The sequence below is a fragment of the Streptomyces sp. NPDC047049 genome (assembly GCF_040643995.1).
In the GTDB taxonomy this organism is placed as follows: Bacteria; Actinomycetota; Actinomycetes; order Streptomycetales; family Streptomycetaceae; genus Streptomyces; species Streptomyces mooreae.
Genome location: NZ_JBEYVM010000027.1, coordinates 1 through 20,785, shown reverse-complemented (window position 1 = coordinate 20,785; position 20,785 = coordinate 1). Strand labels below are relative to the sequence as shown.

Annotated in this window: 18 protein-coding genes and 1 riboswitch; of the genes, 6 read left to right on the top strand and 12 right to left on the bottom strand. The window is 69.7% G+C overall.

The genetic code is table 11. From position 1 onward, the window contains the following. Positions 1–433: 433 nt before the first annotated feature. On the top strand, positions 434–880 hold the full coding sequence (locus tag ABZ851_RS34635; RefSeq protein WP_088797304.1) for a hypothetical protein: 447 nt from the start codon (positions 434–436) through the stop codon (positions 878–880). Positions 881–1,171: 291 nt separating this feature from the next. Here the strand turns inward: ABZ851_RS34635 and ABZ851_RS34630 are convergent, their stop codons facing one another. The 6 genes from ABZ851_RS34630 to ABZ851_RS34605 form a co-directional block, all read right to left on the bottom strand. Continuing rightward, on the bottom strand, positions 1,172–2,551 hold the full coding sequence (locus tag ABZ851_RS34630) for an aminotransferase class V-fold PLP-dependent enzyme (RefSeq protein WP_361136314.1): 1,380 nt from the start codon (positions 2,549–2,551) through the stop codon (positions 1,172–1,174). 181 nt (positions 2,552–2,732) lie between these two features. After that, positions 2,733–2,850, bottom strand: a riboswitch (SAM riboswitch). Between the two features lie 91 nt (positions 2,851–2,941). Continuing rightward, positions 2,942–4,006, bottom strand: coding sequence for an anthranilate phosphoribosyltransferase (gene trpD, locus ABZ851_RS34625; RefSeq protein ID WP_361136312.1), 1,065 nt, complete (start codon positions 4,004–4,006; stop codon positions 2,942–2,944). A gap of 139 nt (positions 4,007–4,145) precedes the next feature. Then, the gene (locus tag ABZ851_RS34620) at positions 4,146–5,783 is read right to left on the bottom strand and encodes a ubiquinol-cytochrome c reductase cytochrome b subunit (protein ID WP_311626833.1); all 1,638 of its coding nucleotides are present in this window, start codon (positions 5,781–5,783) and stop codon (positions 4,146–4,148) included. Continuing rightward, on the bottom strand, positions 5,780–6,844 hold the full coding sequence (locus ABZ851_RS34615) for a Rieske 2Fe-2S domain-containing protein (RefSeq protein WP_311626834.1): 1,065 nt from the start codon (positions 6,842–6,844) through the stop codon (positions 5,780–5,782). Before ABZ851_RS34615 ends, ABZ851_RS34620 begins: the two co-directional genes overlap by 4 nt. Then, complete coding sequence (locus tag ABZ851_RS34610) at positions 6,841–7,650, bottom strand: c-type cytochrome (RefSeq protein WP_088797294.1); 810 nt, start codon at positions 7,648–7,650, stop codon at positions 6,841–6,843. Before ABZ851_RS34610 ends, ABZ851_RS34615 begins: the two co-directional genes overlap by 4 nt. A gap of 77 nt (positions 7,651–7,727) precedes the next feature. After that, on the bottom strand, positions 7,728–8,348 hold the full coding sequence (locus ABZ851_RS34605; RefSeq protein WP_006606088.1) for a heme-copper oxidase subunit III: 621 nt from the start codon (positions 8,346–8,348) through the stop codon (positions 7,728–7,730). Between the two features lie 264 nt (positions 8,349–8,612). On the opposite strand from ABZ851_RS34605, the gene ABZ851_RS34600 reads away from it, so the two are divergent. Continuing rightward, on the top strand, positions 8,613–9,014 hold the full coding sequence (locus ABZ851_RS34600) for a hypothetical protein (protein WP_088797295.1): 402 nt from the start codon (positions 8,613–8,615) through the stop codon (positions 9,012–9,014). Positions 9,015–9,052: 38 nt separating this feature from the next. Here the strand turns inward: ABZ851_RS34600 and ABZ851_RS34595 are convergent, their stop codons facing one another. The 4 genes from ABZ851_RS34595 to coxB all read right to left on the bottom strand — a co-directional run bounded on the left by ABZ851_RS34595 (position 9,053) and on the right by coxB (position 13,552). Further along, complete coding sequence (locus ABZ851_RS34595; RefSeq protein ID WP_361136308.1) at positions 9,053–10,327, bottom strand: Ig-like domain-containing protein; 1,275 nt, start codon at positions 10,325–10,327, stop codon at positions 9,053–9,055. 134 nt (positions 10,328–10,461) lie between these two features. Then, the gene (locus tag ABZ851_RS34590) at positions 10,462–10,860 is read right to left on the bottom strand and encodes a cytochrome c oxidase subunit 4 (protein WP_030812810.1); all 399 of its coding nucleotides are present in this window, start codon (positions 10,858–10,860) and stop codon (positions 10,462–10,464) included. Further along, positions 10,857–12,593 carry a cytochrome c oxidase subunit I gene (gene ctaD / locus ABZ851_RS34585; RefSeq protein ID WP_361136306.1) on the bottom strand — a complete coding sequence of 579 codons (1,737 nt, stop codon included), beginning with the start codon at positions 12,591–12,593 and terminating at the stop codon, positions 10,857–10,859. Before ctaD ends, ABZ851_RS34590 begins: the two co-directional genes overlap by 4 nt. After that, the gene (gene coxB, locus ABZ851_RS34580) at positions 12,590–13,552 is read right to left on the bottom strand and encodes a cytochrome c oxidase subunit II (RefSeq protein ID WP_361136304.1); all 963 of its coding nucleotides are present in this window, start codon (positions 13,550–13,552) and stop codon (positions 12,590–12,592) included. The genes ctaD and coxB overlap by 4 nt, the downstream gene beginning before the upstream one ends. A gap of 420 nt (positions 13,553–13,972) precedes the next feature. On the opposite strand from coxB, the gene ABZ851_RS34575 reads away from it, so the two are divergent. After that, entirely contained in the window at positions 13,973–15,442 is a 1,470-nt protein-coding gene (locus tag ABZ851_RS34575) for an aminotransferase class V-fold PLP-dependent enzyme (protein WP_361136302.1), read from the top strand. Positions 15,443–15,453: 11 nt separating this feature from the next. Here the strand turns inward: ABZ851_RS34575 and ABZ851_RS34570 are convergent, their stop codons facing one another. Beyond that, on the bottom strand, positions 15,454–16,428 hold the full coding sequence (locus ABZ851_RS34570) for a carbohydrate kinase family protein (protein ID WP_361136300.1): 975 nt from the start codon (positions 16,426–16,428) through the stop codon (positions 15,454–15,456). A 159-nt stretch (positions 16,429–16,587) separates the two neighbouring features. Here ABZ851_RS34570 and ABZ851_RS34565 point away from each other — a divergent pair, with 159 nt between their 5' ends. Further along, the gene (locus ABZ851_RS34565) at positions 16,588–16,815 is read left to right on the top strand and encodes a hypothetical protein (protein WP_311626309.1); all 228 of its coding nucleotides are present in this window, start codon (positions 16,588–16,590) and stop codon (positions 16,813–16,815) included. Between the two features lie 126 nt (positions 16,816–16,941). Continuing rightward, positions 16,942–18,453: a hypothetical protein gene (locus ABZ851_RS34560; protein WP_361136298.1), complete on the top strand. Its 1,512-nt coding sequence runs from the start codon at positions 16,942–16,944 to the stop codon at positions 18,451–18,453. Positions 18,454–18,689: 236 nt separating this feature from the next. Here the strand turns inward: ABZ851_RS34560 and erpA are convergent, their stop codons facing one another. Then, the gene (erpA, locus tag ABZ851_RS34555; protein WP_006606077.1) at positions 18,690–19,043 is read right to left on the bottom strand and encodes an iron-sulfur cluster insertion protein ErpA; all 354 of its coding nucleotides are present in this window, start codon (positions 19,041–19,043) and stop codon (positions 18,690–18,692) included. Positions 19,044–19,404: 361 nt separating this feature from the next. Between erpA and nadA the strand changes: the two genes are divergently transcribed. Further along, positions 19,405–20,604, top strand: coding sequence for a quinolinate synthase NadA (gene nadA / locus ABZ851_RS34550; RefSeq protein WP_361136296.1), 1,200 nt, complete (start codon positions 19,405–19,407; stop codon positions 20,602–20,604). The last annotated feature ends 181 nt before the right edge of the window (positions 20,605–20,785 follow it).

Below are 20,785 nucleotides of genomic sequence, written 5' to 3'. Positions count from 1 at the left end.
AGCCCCCTGTCCCTGCTGGCCGACCAGGCCGAGGACGACCTGATCGCCGCCGCCGAGGCACTGCTGGACGAGACCGGGCCCCTGCCCGCCGTACGGGGCACTGATATCCCGGAGCTGTGCCGGACGGCCGCCGCACTCCACCAGGCGCTGCGGGGCGTATTACGGATCGCCGTCAGCCGGGGCGACCGCCTGCCGGAGCCGTGCGATCACGGGGAGACCAGATTGTGCGAGGGCCGGACCTGCTGCCGGGCCTGCCGTCAGCGCAGATCTATCTCCAGAGCGGTCCGTGACGATCCGTCTGAGGGCCGGGCGGCACACGCAATTGGCGGCACACGGGGCGGCAGGGCACGCATTTGGCGGCGCATCTCTCGCCGACCCCGGAGGCCGGTGGTTTCGTGGCGGGTGGAGCTGGACCGACGAAAGGTGAGCAACCGTGCCGTCCGCGCTGGCCCGCAGGGCCACCCCCGTCATCGCGCTCGGGCTGGGCCTCGCCCTGGCTCTCGCGGTGCCGCCGCCCGCCCTCGCTTCCCCGGGAGACGTCCGGGTCCGCGTCGGCGTCACCGGCGGCCCCTACACCGCCAGCGTAGGACTCGTCATCACGGGACCGCGCACACTCCTGGGCGGTTTCTACTGCGCCGCCGACGGCCTCTCGCCCACGCCCCTCACGGCCCTGGTCGACGCCGATGAGCAGTACGGCCTCGGCGGCGTCAAGGCGCGCTGGGACACCAAAGCCCAGGATTTCGTCGTCACCGAGATCCACGGCGACGTCGCCGAGGGCAAGAAGAAGTGGAACGCGTACGTGAACGAGGAAAAGATCAAGAAGGGCCCCTGCCATACCGCCATCAAGGGCGGCGACAAGGTCCGCTGGACCCTGGAGTAGCCACGGGAATCCGCCAAGCAGGTACGCACGGCGGCCGGGCCCGGGCAGACGGCCCGCCCCCACCCCCGGAAACACACTCCCCCACGGGAGGGGACGGGCCGGAGGGGCCGGTGTGTGGGACGTAAAGCGAAGCAGTCCCACACACCGGCCCCTCCGGCCCGTCACCGCACCCACAGCCCCGCGCAGCGGACCCGCCCCGCCCGCCGCCAGGCGCAGGCGAAACGGCGGGAAAGCTAAAAACGGGCGAAGGCAAAGCGCAGCGAAACGGTGGGAAAGACAAAAACGTGGGGATCAAACCGCGCTACGCGCGGGAACGCAACGGCCGTCCTCCGTCTGGTAGTTCCAGCGGGCGCCGTTCGTGACCAGTTCCTTGACCGCTCGGAGAAAGCGGTCGACGTGCTCGTCCGGCGTGCCGACGCCCACGCTGACGCGGATGGCGTTCAGGGAGCGCTCGCCGGGGGCCGCCTCCGGGGCGCCGCACTCTCCCGGGTCCTGCGGTTCGCTGCCCAGGAGGGTGCGGACGAGGGGGTGGGCGCAGAACAGGCCGTCACGGACGCCGATGCCGTACTCCGCCGAGAGTGCCGCGGCGAAGTGCGAGCTGTTCCAGCCCTCGACGACGAAGGAGAAGACGCCCACCCGCGCCGCGTCCTCGCCGAAGAGCGAGAGCAGGTTCACCTCGGGCACCTCGGCCAGGCCCGCCCGCACCCGGGCGATCAGCGTCTGCTCGCGGGCGGCCAGGTCCTCGAAACCGGCCTCGGTCAGGGCCTGGCAGGCCGAGGCGATGGCGTAGGCGCCGATGACGTTGGGCGAACCGGCCTCGTGACGGGCGGCGGTGGAGTGCCACTCGACGTCGACTCCGCCGTCCGTGCGCCGGGAGACCTTGCGGCTGGCGCCGCCGCCGGCCAGATACGGGGCGGCGGCCTGCAGCCAGTCCGCGCGGCCGGCCAGGACACCGGCGCCGAACGGCGCGTACAGCTTGTGCCCGGAGAAGGCGACCCAGTCGACGTCCAGCTCCGCGATGTCCACGGGGTGGTGCGGGACGAGCTGCGCCGCGTCCAGCACGATGCGCGCGCCGTGCGCATGCGCGGCGGCCGCCAGCTCCCGCACCGGCCACAGCTCACCGGTCACGTTGGAAGCACCGGTCACACAGACCAGCGCCGGCCCGTAGGGATCGCGCTCGGCCAGCGCCTTCTCCAGGGTGTCCACCGCCTGCTGCGGGGTGCGGGGCGCGTTGAGGTAGGTCACGGTGACGTCCGCACGCTGCTCCCACGGCAGCAGCGAGGCGTGGTGCTCGGTCTCGAAGACGAAGACCCGGGTGTCCTGCGGGAGGACGGAGGCGAGCAGGTTGAGGGAGTCCGTGGTCGAACGGGTGAAGACCACCTGGTCCTCGGCTCCACAGCCCAGGAACTCCGCGATGGTCCGGCGGCTGTTCTCGAAGAGGTCGGTGGAGAGCTGCGAGAGGTACCCGGCGCCGCGGTGCACGCTGCCGTAGTAGGGGGCGTAGGCCGCCACGTCGTCCCAGACCCGCTGCAGTGCGGGGGCGCTGGCGGCGTAGTCCAGCGCGGCGTAGTCGACCTCGCCGCCGGTCACCAGCGGGACGCGGACGTCCCGGCCGAGGACGGGCAGCGGGGCACAGACGGAGCGGTCGGCGGCAACGGCGGAAACGGACATGGCGAACTCCCGTAAGAAGCAAGTGAATTCGCTGCGGGGCGGAGCGCGTCGGGGTGCGCACAGCGCACGGCAGGGCGCCGCAGCGGAAAGAAAAAGGGGATGCGGAAAAGGGGCCGTCGAGCCCTATCGCATTCGCTGATTCACGGAAGTTCTCCCTCGGGGACCAGGATCCCTGGCGAGGGATCCGCGCTTGCCGCAGACCTCGCTGCCTACGGCCTGGTCATCACCCGGGGCACCCCGCCACGGAAGGAGGGTTGCCGGACAGCGGGCCGGGGCCTGCATCGCTGTCACTCGTGACCTGCGCAGAATCATGCCATACGGGCAACATCACGCAAGCCCCGGTCCGTATACCGGACCGGGGCTTGCGTCACACGCCGCGTCACCGGGCGCTCAGGTGTTGCTGGCGGTCACCCAGCGCTCCAGGGCCTGCCGGGCCGCCCCCGAGTCGATCGCGGCGGCGGCCCTGTCGATACCGGCCCGGATCTGCTGGGCCAGCGGGGCGTCGGAGGGCTCCAGCGCGACCAGCGCCGCCGCGGAGTTCAGCAGCACCGCATCGCGCACCGGACCGGTCTCCCCGTCCAGCAGCCGGTGGGCCACCTCCGCGTTGTACGACGCGTCGGCGCCGCGCAGCGCCTCCACCGGCACCAGGCCGATGCCCACGTCGCGCGGGTCGAAGGCCTCCTCGCGCACCGTGCCGTCCCGGACGATCCAGACCCGGGAGGTCGCGGTGGTGGTCAGCTCGTCCAGGCCGTCGTCGCCGCGGAAGACCAGCGCCGACGAGCCGCGCTCGGCGAGCACCCCGGCGAGGATCGGCGCCATCCGGGCGTCCGCGACGCCGGTCGCCTGGGCGCGGACCTTCGCGGGGTTGGTCAGCGGGCCCAGCACGTTGAACGTGGTGCGGATGCCGAGCTGGGCCCGGGCGTTGGCGACGTGCCGCAGCGAGGGGTGGAACTTCACCGCGAAGCAGAAGGTGATGCCCGCTTCCCGGGCGACCTCGGTGACCCGCCGGGGGGTGAGGTCGAGGTTGACGCCGAGCTTTTCCAGCACGTCGGAGGCGCCGCTGGCCGAGGACGCCGCGCGGTTGCCGTGCTTGACGACCTTGGCGCCGGTGCCGGCCACCACGATCGAGGACATCGTGGAGATGTTGACCGTCTTGGCGCCGTCGCCGCCGGTGCCGACGATGTCCACGCTCGGTCCCGGCACCTCGATCAGCCGGGCGTGCTCGTACATGGCCCGGACGAGCCCGGAGATCTCGGCGACGGTCTCGCCCTTTGCCCGCAGCGCCACCGCGAAGCCGGCGATCTGGGCATCGCTGGCATCGCCCCGCATGATCCGGTCCATCGCCCATGCGGTGTCCTCCGCGGCGAGGTCCCGGCCGTCGAGCAGGGCGTTGAGGATGCCCGGCCAGGTGTGGGCCGCCACGCTGTCGCCGCCGAGGGGGGTCGCAACGTTCATGGTCCACACTCCTGATTTGTGTCCTGCTTGTGCGTTCACCCTATCGAGCCGCCGGGCAGGCCGGAGGGCCCCGTCCGGTCATCGGACGGGGCCCTCTGGGTGGCGTGCTCCTACGGTGCGCCATGAGGCGCCGCGGTGATCAGTGGTGGCCGTGGCCGCTGGTGATCTCCTTGTACTCCTCGACCGTGGGCTTGGCGATGACGCTGTCCTCGCCGTAGTAGCTCTTGGAGAGCTTGGCCCGCAGCTTCTGCGAGCGCGACACCTTGCGTGCCACACCGTTCTCGTCGACCTCGGGGCCGAGCTCGATCGGCGCGGGCTGCTCGTGCTGGGTGAGCACGTGCAGCTGCTCCTGGTCGAGCGGCTCGTGGACCTCGATGAACTCACCGTGCGGCAGGCGCTTGATGATGCCGGACTCGCGGCCGTGCAGCACCTTGTCCTTGTCGCGGCGCTGCAGACCCAGGCAGATCCGCTTGGTGGCGATGAAGGCCAGCACCGGCCCGACGAAGAACGCGATCCGGACGAACCAGGTGATCGAGTTGATCGACAGGTGGAAGTGGGTGGCCCACAGGTCGTTGCCGCCACCGATCAGCATCACGAAGTACGCGACCAGCCAGGCGACACCGAAGCCGGTACGGGTCGGGACGTTGCGCGGGCGGTCCAGGATGTGGTGCTCGCGCTTGTCGCCGCGGACCCAGGACTCGACGAACGGGTAGACCGCGATCGCGACCAGGACCAGCGGGAAGACCAGGATCGGGACGAGCACGCCCAGGTTGAGGGTGTGGCCCCAGAAGTTCCACTCCCAGCCCGGCATGACACGCACCAGACCCTCGGCGAAGCCCATGTACCAGTCGGGCTGGGCGCCGGTGGACACCTGGTCGGGGCGGTACGGGCCGATGGCCCACACCGGGTTGATGCTGGCGATCGCGGCGATGGCGGCGATCACACCGAAGACCAGGAAGAAGAAGCCTCCGGCCTTGGCCATGTAGACCGGCAGCAGCGGCATGCCCACGACGTTGTTGTTGGTCTTGCCGGCACCCGGGAACTGGGTGTGCTTGTGGTAGAAGACCAGGATCAGGTGCGCCACCAGCAGGCCGAGCATGATGCCCGGCAGCAGCAGGACGTGCACCGTGAAGAACCGCGGGATGATGTCGTGCCCCGGGAACTCCCCGCCGAAGATGAAGAACTGCAGGTACGAACCGACCAGCGGCATCGCCAGGATGACGCCCTCGATGAACCGCACACCGGTGCCGGAGAGCAGGTCGTCGGGGAGCGAGTAGCCGGTGAAGCCGGTGAACATGCCCAGCACGAACAGCAGGAAGCCGAACAGCCAGTTGACCTCGCGCGGCTTGCGGAAGGCGCCGGTGAAGAACACCCGCATCATGTGGACCATCATCGCGGCCAGGAAGACCAGCGCGGCCCAGTGGTGGATCTGGCGGATCAGCAGGCCGCCGCGCACGTCGAAGCTGATGTCCAGCGTCGACTCGAAGGCCTGGGTCATCCGGATCCCCTGCATGGGCACATAGGAACCGTGATAGGTCACCTCGGCCATGCTCGGGTGGAAGAACAGCGTCAGGTAGACACCGGTCAGGATGATGATGATGAAGCTGTAGAGCGCGACCTCACCCAGCATGAAGGACCAGTGGTCCGGGAAGATCTTGCGCATGTTGGACTTGGCGAGGCTGTAGATGCCCAGCCGTCCGTCCGCCCAGTCCGCGATCCGCTCGCCCCGTGGCGCCGGGCCACGGCGTGTGCTGGTCGCGGTTGTCTCGTTACTCATCCGCGCTCCCAGAAGCTCGGGCCGACGGGCTCCTCGAAGCCGCTTGCGGCCTCCAGGAAGCCGTCCTTCTCCGTGATGTGCAGCTGCGGCAGGGCGTGTCCGGCCGGACCGAAGATCACCCGTCCGCCGTCAGAGAGGTCGAACGTCGACTGGTGGCACGGGCAGAGCACGTGGTGCGTCTGCTGCTCGTACAGGCTGATCGGGCAACCCACGTGGGTGCAGATCTTCGAGTACGCCACGATGCCCTCGTGCGACCAGGAGAGTTCGTGCTTGTCCTTGATGTCCTGCGGCTGGATCCGCACGAGCATCAGGGCGTCCTTGGCGATCTTCTCGGCGAACTCCTCGTCGTTCTCCTCCAGGCCCTCGGGCTTGGCGAACGTCAGGGAGCCGACCGCGATGTCCTCGGGACGCAGCGGGAGGTTGGTGGACTGGTTGACGAGCCGGACGCCCTTCTTCCAGTTCGTGGTGCGCAGCTTGTTCCCGGGCAGCGGGCCGAGGTCGCGCAGCAGGACGACGCCGGAGAGCGGCACCAGGGCCAGCGCACCGAACATCGTGTTGCGGACCAGCTTGCGGCGGCCGATCTGCGACTCCTTGGCACCCGCCGCGAAGTCCGCCATGACCTTGGCCTTGACCTCGGGGGCGGCCTCGATCGGGTGGCGCTCGTCGGCGACCTCCTCGTCCGACATCAGCGTGCGGGCCCAGTGGACCGCACCGGCGCCGATGCAGAACAGCGCCGCGCCGAGGGTCAGACCGAGCGCGAAGTTCAGCGCGCTGATGTGACCGATCGGCCAGATGAAGACGATCTTGTCGATCGGGATCGCCACATAGGAGGCGATGAAGGCGACCGTCGCCACCATCGACACCACGAAGAGCAGCGCGACGGTGCGCTCGGAGCGCTTGGCGGCCCGCTCGTCGATGTCCTGGGCGCGGTGCTCGTGGGGCGGCAGGCCGGGGTCGGCGAACGGGTTCTCCGCCGTGGCCACCGCACCTTCGTGAGCCGTCTCCCGCTCACTGGGAAGGGTTTCTTCTGGCACGTCTTCGTGTCGTCCAGTCTCGCTCATGACTTCTTGGCCTTCGTAGTCCGGGCTGCGACCCAGATGGCGACCGCGATCAGCGCGCCCAGGCCGAAGATGTAGCCGAAGAGACCCTCACTGACCGGACCGAGACCGCCGAGGTCGAGGCCGCCGGGGCTCTCGGATTCATCGCCGTTGACGGCGCCGAGGTACGCGATGATGTCCTTCTTGTTCTCCTTCGACAGCGAGCCGTCGCCGAAGGAGGGCATGTTCTGCGGGCCGGTCTCCATGGCCTCGTAGATGTGCTTCGGGTCCACGCCTTCGAGCGTCGGTGCGAACTTGCCGTCGGTCAGGGCGCCGCCCTTACCGGTGAAGTTGTGGCACTGCGCGCAGTTGGTGCGGAACAGCTCGCCGCCCTTGCCGATGTCGGCACCGTCGGCGCTGTACTGCTCCTTGGACGGCACGCTCGGGCCGGGGCCCAGCGACGCGACGTAGGCCGCGAGCTGGTCGATCTGGGCGTTGGTGTAGATGTTCTTCTTCCGCGGCACCTGGGCGCCGGGCTGCTGGGCCGGCATCCGGCCGGTGCCCACCTGGAAGTCCACGGCTGCGGCGCCAACGCCGACCAGGCTCGGGCCGTCGGAGGTGCCCTGACCGCCGGTGCCGTGGCAGCTGGCGCAGCCCACGGCGAAGAGCTTCTTGCCCTCCTTGACGGCAAGAGACTGGGCGGTGTCATCGGCCTGAGCCTTGTCCGCCGGCGCGAACGCGGCGTACAGCCCCCCAGTGACCGCCAGCGCGAAGAGTAGGACGACGAGCGCCGCCAGCGGATGGCGCCGTCGTGCGGAGAGCTTTTTCACGGATTACCCCGGTGTCAGGATCTTCTGCGTCGATGCTTTGGCTATGTCTGTCTGATATGCGGTACCGGTCGGACCGGTTACCGGATCAGGTAGATCGTGGCGAAGAGGCCGATCCAGACGACATCGACGAAGTGCCAGTAGTAGGACACGACGATGGCCGCGGTGGCCTGCGTGTGGGTGAACCTCTTGGCCGCGTACGTCCTGCCCAGGACCAGCAGGAAGGCGATCAGGCCGCCCGTCACATGCAGTCCGTGGAAGCCGGTGGTCAGGTAGAACACCGAGCCGTACGGGCCGGACGAGAGCGACAGGCCCTCGTGCTTGACCAGCTCCGTGTACTCGAAGACCTGACCGCCGATGAAGATCGCACCCATGATGAAGGTGACCACGAACCAGGCCCGGAGCTTCTTGACGTCGCCGCGCTCGGCGGCGAATACGCCGAGCTGGCAGGTCAGGGAGCTGAGCACCAGGATCGTGGTGTTGGTCGCGGAGAACGGAAGATTCAGCGCACTGGCGGATTCCTTCCAATACGCCTCGCCGGTCACCGATCGGAGGGTGAAGTACATCGCGAAGAGGGCCGCGAAGAACATCAGCTCGGAACTCAGCCAGATGATGGTTCCGACGCTGGTGAGGTTCGGCCGATTGACCGACGGGTGCGCGTGCCCGGTTTCTACTGTCGTTGCTGTCGCCACGACCGACATTATGTCGGTCGCTTATCCCGCCCTCACTCCGGGGGGTGCCGTTCGGTGTGTCAAGGACGTATGCCCTGCTCGTAAGGCCCAATTCCGGAGGTCGCCCGAAGGGGGGAAGCGCCGGGCGGCCCGTCGCCCGCCGGCCCGTCCCGGACCGGTCCTGACGGCCCGTCGGGCAGATCCTGGATCCGTCCAACCCCTCCTGCGGACACCCGCCGCGGGAGTAGCATCCGCCCCACCCGATGCTGTGCCGCTACGAAGCGTGGAGGAACGATGCAGGCGACTGCCACGGTGCTGGTCTACAGCGACAACGCAGGCACCCGCGAGCAGGTCCGGCTGGCGGCCGGCCGGCGCCCCGCCGCCGATGTGCCGCAGATCGAGATCCTGGAGTGCGCCACCGCGCCCGCCGTCCTCACGGCCCTGGAGCAGGGCGGTATCGACGTCTGCGTGCTGGACGGCGAGACCGCGCCCGCGGGCGGGATGGGCGTCTGCCGGCAGATCAAGGACGAGATCTTCCATTGCCCGCCGGTGCTGCTGCTGATCGGCCGCCCCCAGGACGCCTGGCTGGCGACCTGGAGCCGCGCGGACGCCGCGGTGACACATCCGCTGGACCCGGTGGCCTTCGCGGACGCCCTGGCCGGCCTGCTGCGCCGCAGGAACCTCGTACAGGCCTGAGCGGCCGCCGGGCCGCCCCGGAACCCGCCGGGCGGTGGTCAGAACTTCGGGCGCAGCCGGGCGTTGTCGGCGGGGTCCTGGAGGCGCCCGGCGGCTCCCGTCGTGGTGGCGGCCTTGTTCTTGAGCGCGCTGCCCTCGCGCCATTCCTGCCAGGGCATGTTCCAGTCACCGAAGCCGTTGTCGAACGGCGTCATGGTGTCGCCGCTGCTGTTGACGACCTTGACGATGTCGCCGATGCGCACGTGATTGAAGAACCACTGGGCGTTGCTGGTGGACATGCCCGTACAGCCGTGGCTGACGTTCGCCGCGCCCTGCGATCCGACGGACCAGGGTGCGGCGTGGACGTACTCCCCGCTCCAGGTCACCCGGGTGGCCCAGTAGACCGGCAGGTCGTAGGACTCCCCGCTGCCGGCGGCGATGCCGACCGTCGAGCTGCGCATCCGTACGAAGCTCTCCTTGCCGAGGACGACCTTGACGCCGTTGCGGGTGGAGAAGCCGGGCTTGCCGGTGGTGACGGGGATGGTGTTGATCGACTCACCGTTGCGCAGCACCGTCATCCGGTGGGTCGCCGCGTCGGTGATGGCCTCCACGCGGTCGCCGGTGGTGAGCTTCACGGGCTTGGAGGGGCCGCCGTAGAGCCCCTTGGCGACCTTCAGGCCCGCCAGGTTGCTGTGCACCGAGATGGTGGCGTGCGCGGGCCAGTACTCCTTGGGGCGGAAGTGCAGCTTCTTGTCGTCCACCCAGTGCCAGGCGCCCTGCACCCGCGGCATGGAGTCGACCTTCAGGGCGCTCTCGACGACGGCCCGGGCCCGGGGGTCCTTGACCGGCTGGCTCAGCTCGGCGGTGACCGGCTGGCCGACGCCGTACTCCCCCTCCTTCGGGCCGAAGGTGGCGGTCAACTGGCCGTCGGCGCCGCGGGTATTGACCACGAGCGTCTTACGGCCGGGTGAACCGTCCTCCTCCTCGGTGCTCACCCGCACCGTGTAGCGGCTGCCGGCGGCCAGGGGCGCCGTGGTGCGCCAGTGCCTGCCGTCGGCGCTCAGCTCGCCGCGTACGAAGCGTCCTGTGGCGTCGGTGGCGGTCACGTCGGTGATCCGCGCGTCGTCGCCCTTGACGGACACCTCCAGCGGCTTGTCGGGGTCCGCTTTCCGGGTGCCGGCCGGGGGGTTGGCCGTGATCTGGCCGGCCGCGTCGTAGGGAGTGCCGGAGAGCGCTTCCGAATCCGAGCCCCCGCACGCGGTGGCGCTCACCGCAAGGGGCACGAGCAGGAGGCCGCAGCTCAGCACCGTCCGGGTTCGAGGTCTGTGACTCATGCCCCAAAAATATGAAGAATCACCTGTCCCAGCGCGCTGGAGGAGTGCAAACGGGTCTGCTCCCGGCCGCCAAACGAGGCGGGCCCGGACACCTGTTGAGGTGTCCGGGCCCGCCGTGGCGTCCTGCGCCGTGGTTACTGCGTGCGGTTCTCGCCGCGGTAGTACTCGAAGACCCAGCCGAAGAGGCCGACGAGGATCACCGGGGCCGAGAAGTAGAGCAGCCACCAGCCGAAGACCACGCCCAGGAAGGCGAGCGCGCCACCGACGGCCAGGGACAGCGGCTGCCAGCTGTGCGGGCTGAAGAAGCCCAGCTCACCGGCGTCGTCCGAGACCTCGGCGTTCTCGTTGTCCTGGGCACCCGCGTCGACCCGCCGGGCCGTGAAGGCCAGGTAGTAGCCGACCATGATGCACAGGCCGAAGGCGAGGAACAGTGCGGTGGTACCCGCGGGCTCCTTCGACCAGACGCCATAGACGATCGCCATGGCGAGGACGAAGACGGAGAGCCAGATGAACATCTTGCCCTGGATCTTCACTTGCCCGCCTCCTTGCCGCCGGCGAGGGCCTTGTCGTCCTCGGAGGCGCGGCCGTTGTGCAGCGCGTCGAGGGCTGCGATCTCCGGGTGGTGCAGGTCGAACGCCGGGGATTCGGAGCGAATGCGCGGCAGGGTGAGGAAGTTGTGCCGCGGCGGCGGGCAGGACGTCGCCCACTCCAGCGAGCGGCCGTAGCCCCACGGGTCGTCGACCTCGATCTTCTCGCCGTACTTCGCCGTCTTCCAGACGTTGTAGAGGAACGGCAGGATCGACAGGCCCAGCAGGAACGAGCTGATCGTCGAGATGGTGTTCAGCGTCGTGTAGCCGTCGGCCGCGAGGTAGTCCGCGTAACGCCGCGGCATGCCCTCGGCGCCCAGCCAGTGCTGGACGAGGAAGGTGCCGTGGAAGCCCACGAACAGCGTCCAGAAGGTGATCTTGCCCAGCCGCTCGTCCAGCATCTTGCCGGTGAACTTCGGCCACCAGAAGTGGAAGCCGGCGAACATCGCGAAGACGACCGTGCCGAACACCACGTAGTGGAAGTGCGCCACCACGAAGTACGAGTCCGAGACGTGGAAGTCCATCGGCGGCGAGGCCAGGATGACACCGGTCAGACCACCGAAGGTGAAGGTGATCAGGAAGCCGATCGTCCACAGCATCGGCGTCTCGAAGGACAGCGAGCCCTTCCACATCGTGCCGATCCAGTTGAAGAACTTCACACCGGTCGGCACCGCGATCAGGAACGTCATGAACGAGAAGAACGGCAGCAGCACACCGCCCGTCACATACATGTGGTGCGCCCACACCGTGACCGACAGACCGGCAATCGACACCGTCGCCGCGATCAGACCCATGTAACCGAACATCGGCTTCCGGGAGAACACCGGAATGACCTCGGAAATGATGCCGAAGAACGGCAGGGCGATGATGTACACCTCTGGATGGCCGAAGAACCAGAAGAGGTGCTGCCAGAGCAATGCGCCGCCATTCGCGGCATCGAAGACGTGCGCCCCGAATTTACGGTCCGCCTCCAGTGCGAACAGCGCCGCCGCCAGCACCGGGAAGGCCAGCAGGACCAGCACACCGGTCAGCAGCACGTTCCAGGTGAAGATCGGCATCCGGAACATCGTCATGCCGGGAGCCCGCATGCAGATGATCGTCGTGATGAAGTTGACCGAACCGAGGATCGTGCCGAAGCCGGAGAAGGCCAGACCCATGATCCACATGTCCGCGCCGACGCCCGGCGAACGCACCGCGTCCGAGAGCGGCGAGTACGCGAACCAGCCGAAGTCCGCCGCACCCTGCGGGGTGAGGAAGCCGGCCACCGCGATCAGCGAGCCGAAGAGGTACAGCCAGTAGGCGAACATGTTCAGCCGCGGGAACGCCACGTCGGGCGCGCCGATCTGCAGCGGCATGATCCAGTTCGCGAAGCCGGCGAACAGCGGCGTCGCGAACATCAGCAGCATGATCGTGCCGTGCATCGTGAACGCCTGGTTGAACTGCTCGTTCGACATGATCTGCGTGCCGGGACGGGCGAGCTCGGCGCGCATCAGCAGCGCCATCAGTCCGCCGACGCAGAAGAACGCGAACGACGTGACCAGGTACATCGTGCCGATGGTCTTGTGGTCAGTGGTCGTCATCCACTTCACCACGGCGATGCCGGGTTGCTTCTTGCGTACGGGCGGTGCTGCCGGAGCCGTATCGGCGGCGGCACCCTGAGGTTCGTTGAGGATGCTCACTGGTTCTTGGTCTCCGCATTCCTGGCGTGATCCGTCTGCTTGATGCCCGACGGCAGGTATCCGGTCTGGCCCTTCTTCGCCAGGTCCTTCAGGTGCTCCCGGTACCGCTCGGGGGAGACGACCTTGACGTTGAAGAGCATCCGGGAGTGGTCGACTCCGCAGAGCTCGGCGCACTTGCCCATGAAGGTGCCCTCCTTGTTGGGGGTCACCTCGAAGACGTTGGTGTGGCCCGGGATGACGTCCTGCTTCATCAGGAAGGGCACCACCCAGAAGGAGTGGATGACGTCACGGGAGGTCAGCACGAACTGGACGGTCTCGCCCTTCGGCAGCCACAGGGTCGGGCCCGGGTTGCCGGTCTGCGGGTTGCGCTCGCCCGGGGTGCCCGCGTCGTAGACGCCGTCGGCACCGGCCGGAGCGCCCTTCTTCCACTTGTCCGGGATCGCGCCCAGAGCGGGGGAGTTGATGTTCGAGGTGGACTTCTTGCCGTCCACGTTCTCCAGGTAGTTGAACGCCCAGCTCCACTGGAAGCCGACCACGTTGACGATGTGGTCAGGCTTCTTGGAAGTCTTGAGGATTGCGCTCTCATCGCGCGCGGTGAAGTAGAACAGCACCGCGATGATGATGAACGGGACGATCGTGTACAACGCCTCGATCGGCATGTTGTACCGCGTCTGCGGGGGGACCTCCACCTTGGACCTGCTGCGGCGGTGGAAGATCACGCTCCAGATGATCAGGCCCCAGACCAGCACGCCCGTTGCGAGGGCGGCGGCCCAGGAGCCCTGCCAAAGAGAGAGGATCCGCGGCGCCTCGTCGGTGACGGGCGTTGGCATGCCGAGGCGGGGGAAGTCCTTATATGTGCAACCAGTCGCGGTCGCCAGGACCAGGCCCGCAGCAAGCACCTGCGGCAGCTTCCGCCGCATCGGGCGCCGCGACGAGCGGTCGGAGCCGTTGGGACTCACGTAGCGCCTTCCCGAGAGTCTCGCCCGCGCGGTCGGCTGCGGCCTTACTCGCTGGTCGGTCGCCGCCCTGCGTCGGGCAGGGGTTTGGATGTTTATGCGGGCCAAACCTTACTGGACGCTATTTGGGGTCGCGCGGGGAGGGTGCCCAACGCGCCGCGACGCACCCCTAAGGGGTGGCCAGGGCTTCCGGGAGGCACCCGCCGAGCCCCCGGATTCCCGCCGAATACCCGCTTCCACCAGGCATCTGACGCCGTGCCCGGCCGGGCTCTTGCACCGCGGGCCGGGGGCCTTCCCCGGGGCTTTGCACTGGACGCCGGCCGGGGCGCTCCTGCCCGCCAGGCCGCTCCCGGGGGCCGCGCGGCACCGCACGGCGGGGCCGGGCCCGCCCCGGCCGCGAGCGGGAGGACTAACGTCTCGTACGTGCCCTATTTCGACGCGGCGTCGGCCGCCCCCTTGCATCCGGTCGCCCGCGAGGCCCTGCTCGCCTCGCTCGACGAGGGCTGGGCCGACCCGGCCCGCCTCTACCGGGAGGGGCGGCGCGCCCGGCTGCTGCTGGACGCCGCCCGGGAGGCCGCGGCCGAGGCCGTGGGCTGTCGCCCCGACGAATTGGTTTTCACCCCTTCGGGGACGCAGGCGGTGCATACGGGAGTCTCCGGGGCGCTGGCGGCCCGGAGGCGGACCGGCCGCCGGCTGCTGTACTCCGCCGTGGAGCACTCCTGTGTCCTGCACGCCGCCGAGGTCCACGAGGCGGCCGGCGGCAGCCGCACGGAGCTGGCCGTCGACCGTACCGGCCGGGTGGCACCCGGCGACGTGGCCGCCGCGCTCGGCCCGGACACCGCGCTGGTCGCTCTGCAGTCCGCCAACCACGAGGTGGGAACCGCACAGCCGGTCGAGGAGGTGGCCGCGCTCTGCCGGGAGGCGGCCGTCCCCCTCCTGGTGGACGCCGCGCAGTCGCTGCCGTGGGGGCCGGTGCCCGGCGCCTGGTCGCTGCTGACGGCGAGTGCCCACAAATGGGGCGGACCGCCCGGCGTGGGGCTGCTCGCCGTCCGCAAGGGGACCCGGTTCGCGCCCCAGGGGCCGCGGGACGAGCGGGAGTCGGGCCGCAGCGCGGGCTTCGAGAACATTCCCGCCGTCGTGGCCGCGGCGGCGTCCCTGCGGGCGCTGCGCGCGGCTCCGGAGACCGGGGAGGAGGCGGCGCGGCTGCGGCGGCTGGTGGACCGGATCAGGACGCGGGTGCCTCAGCTGGTCCCGGACGTGGAGGTGGTCGGCGATCCGGTGCGCCGCCTCCCCCACCTCGTCACCTTCTCCTGTCTCTATGTCGACGGAGAGGCCCTGCTGCACGAGCTCGACCGGGCGGGCTTCTCGGTGTCGTCCGGGTCGTCGTGCACGTCCAGCACCCTGACGCCGAGCCATGTGCTGCGGGCGATGGGCGTGCTGTCCGAGGGGAATGTGCGGGTCTCGCTGCCGTACGGCACGGCCGAGGCGGACGTGGAGCGCTTCTTGGAGGTGCTGCCGCGGGTGGTGCGCGCGGTGCGGGAGCGGCTGGGCGTCCCGGCGGCGGGAGCCGGGGAAACCGCGGAGGCCACCGAGCCCGCGAAGGCCGCGAAGGCCGCCGAGCCCTCCGCGCCCGGGGAGGCCGCAGAGCCCGCTGAAGCCACCGAGTCCGCCGGGCTGGTCGTCGACTCGCTGGGCAAGCGCTGCCCCATCCCGGTCATCGAGCTCGCGAAAGTGATCGGCGAAGTGCCGGTCGGCGGGACGGTGACGGTGCTCTCCGACGACGAGGCCGCCCGGCAGGACATCCCCGCCTGGTGCACCATGCGCGACCAGGAGTACGTGGGCGAGCGGGCGGCCGAGCGCGGCGCCGCGTACGTCGTGCGGCGCCGCGCCTGAAACCGGGCAGATCAGGCCAGGTGCTGCTGGACCTCGGCCGCGGCCTCGTGGCCGTAGGCCTTGGTGAAGCGGTCCATGAAGTGGCTGCGGTGCAGCTCGTACTCCTGGGTGCCGACGGTCTCGATGACCAGCGTCGCCAGCATGCAGCCGACCTGGGCGGCGCGCTCCAGGCCGACGCCCCAGGCCAGACCGGACAGGAAGCCGGCCCGGAAGGCGTCGCCGACGCCGGTGGGGTCGGCCTTGGTGGTCTCCTCCGGGACGCCGACCTCGATGGTGGGCTCGCCGACCCGCTCGATACGGACACCGCTGGCGCCGAGGGTGGTGACACGGGTGCCGACCTTGGCCAGGATCTCCTCGTCACTCCAGCCGGTCTTGGACTCGATCAGGCCCTTCTCGTACTCGTTGGAGAAGAGGTAGGCCGCGTCCTCCAGGAGGGTGCGGATGGCTTCGCCGTCCATCCGGGCGATCTGCTGGGAGAAGTCGGCGCCGAAGGGGATACCGCGGCTGCGGCACTCCTCGGTGTGCCGGATCATCGCCTCGGGGTCGTCCGCGCCGATCACGACGAGGTCCAGGCCGCCGACCCGCTCGGCCACGTGCTGCAGCTCGATCAGCCGGGCCTCGCTCATCGCGCCGGTGTAGAACGAGCCGATCTGGTTGTGGTCGGCGTCGGTGGTGCACACGAAGCGCGCGGTGTGCAGCACCTCGGAGATGCGGACGGAGCGGGTGTCGACGCCGTGGCGGTCGAGCCAGGCGCGGTACTCCTCGAAGTCGTTGCCGGCGGCACCGACCAGGATCGGCTCGGTGCCGAGCTGGCCCATGCCGAAGCAGATGTTGGCGGCGACGCCGCCGCGGCGGACGTCGAGCTGGTCGACCAGGAACGAGAGGGAGACCGTATGCAGCTGGTCGGCGACCAACTGATCGGCGAAACGGCCGGGGAAGGTCATCAGGTGGTCGGTGGCGATGGAGCCGGTGACTGCGATACGCACGACGGGTCTGCTCCTGCGGAAGGCGTAGGGGCGGGCTGACGTGGAGCCACGCTACCCGCCGGGGTCGCGTGCCACCCGGTCATCCCGGACACTTGGAATGGCTGAAACTACCCAATAGTAGGTCTTTCTCGTCGCTATATGGCTGCGTACGGTGCCCCTATGACCAAACCTGTGAAAGCCGTCACACCGCGTGAGGGCGTCTCGCCCGCCGCGCAGGACCCCGAATCGCTCGACGAGCTGCGCGGCGACTGCGCACGGATGGCGGACCGGTGGCCGACCGGGCGGCGGTCCGCGCCCGCGCCGGGGCGCGCCGCGGATCTGCACGGCGTCGAGGTTCCCTCCCGTTCGGCCGCGCTCGTGGACGGAATGTCCGAGTACGGCGACTGAAATGTCCGGGTACGGCGGCTGACCGGCCGCCCGGCCGGAACCGTATCCACCCCCGCTCCGTCCCATCGACGTCACCTCACGGAGGATGGCACGTCAGATGTTCAGCGGAGCCGAAGGAGCGATGCGGTGAACACCGAGGGCACCACCGACACCCCGAGCCCCAAGGAGCGCAGGCGGCGCACCCCCATGGTGGTCGCCTCGATGGCCGCGGCGGTACTTCTCGCCGGGGGCGGCGCGGCGTACTGGGTCTCGTCCGCGTCCAGCGACGAAGGCGCGGGCTCAGCGGCCAAGGGCGACCCGCCACCGCTGGCGCTCGACGGCTACACCGGCGGCGGTTCGATCGCGGCCGGCGAGCCCAATCCCCAGGGCGCGAAGTACCGGGCGGTGAAGAAGCTGCCCGGCGGTCCGGCGTCCGCGCCGGTGTACCGCCCCAAGGGCGAGATCAGCCGCGAGTCGGTGGAACGGCTGGCGAAGGCGCTGGACGTGTCCGGAAAGGTGCGCTCGGAGGGCACCTCCTGGAAGGTCGGCGGGCTGACGCGGGACGCCCGCAGCCCCGTCCTGGAGGTGAAGAAGTCCGGCTCGGGCGCCTGGACGTACTCGCAGTACGGCACGCCGGGCGGCACGAACTGCGCCCTGCCCGCCTCTCCGAAGGGCGGCAAGGGCCAGGACCAGGCCGACGGCGCGGCGCCGTCCGGCCGGCCCGGCTGTCCTTCGTACCGCGGCGGCGGGGACGTCACGACCGAGGACGACAGCAAGGGCGCGGTGTCGCCGGAGAAGGCCGAGAAGGCCGTGCGGCCGGTGCTGAAGGCGCTCGGCCAGGAGAACGCCCGGCTCGACGCGGGCGGGCTGTCCGGCGCGGTGCGGGTCGTCAGCGCGAATCCGGTGCTCGGCGGGCTGCCGACGTACGGCTGGCAGAGCGATCTCCAGGTCGGCTCGGACGGCCAGGTGATCGGCGGCAGCGGCCAGTTGGCGAACCCGGCCAAAGGTGCGGTCTATCCGGTGCTGAACGCCGACAGGACGCTGGACCGGCTGAACCAGGGCGAGGGCCGCACGCCGGCCGGTTGCCCCTCGACGCCCGGCGGCAAGGACGACAAGGGGGGCAAGGGCGGCGGGATAGCGCCGTGCGAGCCGGATCCGACGAAGGCGCAGCAGCCGTCGGAGGTGACCGGCGCCGTCTTCGGCCTCTCGGTGCAGTACGTGGACGGCGGGCAGGCGCTGGTGCCGTCGTGGCTGTACAAGGTGCGCCAGCCGGGCACCGGCAGCGGCCCGGACGCCACCTCGACGATCGCGCACCCGGCGGTGAACCCGAAGTACCTGGCCCACCGGGGCGGCGGGTCGCCGAGCGCGACGAAGCCGTCCGGCAAGCCCGGGGCGATGGCCCTGGAGTCGTACGACGTGGGCGACGGCGGCAAGAAGCTGACGGTGCACTTCTGGGGCGGGGTGTGCAGCACCTACTCGGTGAGCGCCGAGGAATCCGGTGCGGACGTGAAGACCAAGGTCACCGGCAAGGACAAGAAGCCGGGCCAGGTCTGCGTGAAGATCGCCAAGGAGTTCACCAAGACCGTGACGCTGCAGAAGCCGCTGGACGGCCGGAAGGTGGTCGATGTGTCGACCGGGAAGTCCGTGCCCAAGCGGTGAGCCCGTGCCCGGGCGGTGAGTCCGTGCCCGGGCGGTGAGCCCGTGCTCAAGCGGTGAGTCCCTGCCCGAGCGGTGACCGGACGCGGTGCGGCCGGCCGCGGCGGAGGCGGGAAAAACGAAAGGCGGCGCTCCCCCACTCGGGGGGAGCGCCGCCTTTCGACGAGCTGCCGTGCTCCTGGGCCGGGGCCCGTACTCCTTGGCCGGAGTCCGTGCTCTTCGGCCGGAGCCCGCACTCCTTAGCTGAAGGAGTCGCCGCAGGCGCAGGAGCCGGTGGCGTTCGGGTTGTCGATCGTGAAGCCCTGCTTCTCGATGGTGTCGACGAAGTCGATGGAGGCACCGCCCAGGTAGGGGGCGCTCATCCGGTCGGTGACGACCTTGACACCGTCGAAGTCCTTGACGACATCGCCGTCGAGCGAACGCTCGTCGAAGAAGAGCTGGTAGCGCAGACCGGAGCAGCCGCCGGGCTGAACGGCCACCCGCAGCGCGAGGTCGTCCCGGCCTTCCTGCTCCAGCAGGCTCTTGACCTTCGACGCGGCCGCGTCGGACAGGATGATGCCGTCGCTGACGGTGGTCTCGTCCTGAACGCTCATCTACATCTCTCCCGGGTTGTACGGACCGCTTGTCATCGGATGCAACCAGCTGCAACCGGCGACGTCCCGGATTAATTCCGGCTGGGCGCGAATTGCCGAGAAGCCGGTTTCCGGACACCGTCCGGGCAAGCCTCTCGTCTTGTTCTCTCCTCATGCTCGCACACCGGCCGCCGGGAACACGTGGCCGACCGCACACGGCGGAGCCGGGGCGCTGATGCGTCACATCGACACGATGGCCATCGTCAAAGTGACGTGAAGCGGCTATGATAGATAGCGTCATATAGACGAAAAGGCCTTCGGTGGACCCACCCACCGGCTCCCACGGATGCGGCTGCGCCGCGCTCATCGAAGAAAAGAGAGGGTGCGTGTTGTGACCACCGCCCAGCCCCTGGACGTCCAGCCGACCCCGCTGGCCCTGCTCCTCCTCGGCCGTGAGGCCGACCCGAAGAGCGAGCGCGGTGTGGAGTGCCCCGGCGATCTGCCGGCCCCGTCGGACCCCGACCTCGTCGAGCGAGCCCGCGCGGCCAAGGCGAAGCTCGGGGACAAGGTCTTCGTCCTCGGGCACCACTACCAGCGCGACGAGGTCATCGAGTTCGCCGATGTGACCGGCGACTCCTTCAAGCTCGCGCGGGACGCCGCCGCCCGGCCGGACGCCGAGTACATCGTCTTCTGCGGTGTGCACTTCATGGCGGAGTCCGCGGACATCCTCACCGGCGACGACCAGCAGGTCATCCTCCCCGACCTCGCCGCCGGCTGCTCGATGGCCGACATGGCCACCGCCGAGCAGGTCGCCGAGTGCTGGGACGTGCTCACCGAGGCCGGTGTCGCCGAGCAGGTGGTCCCCGTCTCGTACATGAACTCCTCGGCCGACATCAAGGCCTTCACCGGCAAGCACGGTGGCACGATCTGTACGTCCTCCAACGCCAAGCGGGCACTGGACTGGGCGTTCGAACAGGGCGAGCCCGGTGCGACGAAGGTGCTGTTCCTGCCCGACCAGCACCTGGGCCGCAACACCGCCGTCCGCGACATGGGCCTGTCCCTGGACGACTGCGTGGTCTACAACCCGCACAAGCCGAACGGCGGCCTGACCACCGAGGAGCTGCGGGCCGCCAAGATGATCCTGTGGCGCGGGCACTGCTCGGTGCACGGGCGGTTCTCGCTGGACTCGGTGAACGATGTGCGGGAGCGCATCCCCGGCGTGAACGTCCTGGTCCACCCCGAGTGCAAGCACGAGGTCGTGGCGGCGGCGGACTACGTCGGCTCGACGGAGTACATCATCAAGGCGCTGGAGGCCGCCCCGCGCGGCTCGAAGTGGGCCATCGGCACCGAGCTCAACCTGGTCCGCCGGCTGGCCAACCGCTTCGCCGCGGAGGACAAGGAGATCGTCTTCCTCGACAAGACGGTCTGCTTCTGCTCGACGATGAACCGCATCGACCTCCCGCACCTGGTGTGGGCCCTGGAATCGCTGGCCGCGGGGAAGGTCGTCAACCGGATCCAGGTCGACGACGAGACCGAGAGCTTCGCGAAGATGGCTCTTGAGCGGATGCTGGCGTTGCCGTAGCCCACGTTTTTGGCTTTTCCGCCGTGGTTGTTGCTCACCGTTTGTCGCCCGCTGCGCGGTGCGCCCGCCGTGGCGCCTGCGGCGGGCGGGTCCGCTGCGCGGGGCTGTGGGTGCGGTGACGGGCCTCCGGGGCCGGTGTGTGGGACTGCTTCGCTTTACGTCCCACACACCGGCCCCTCCG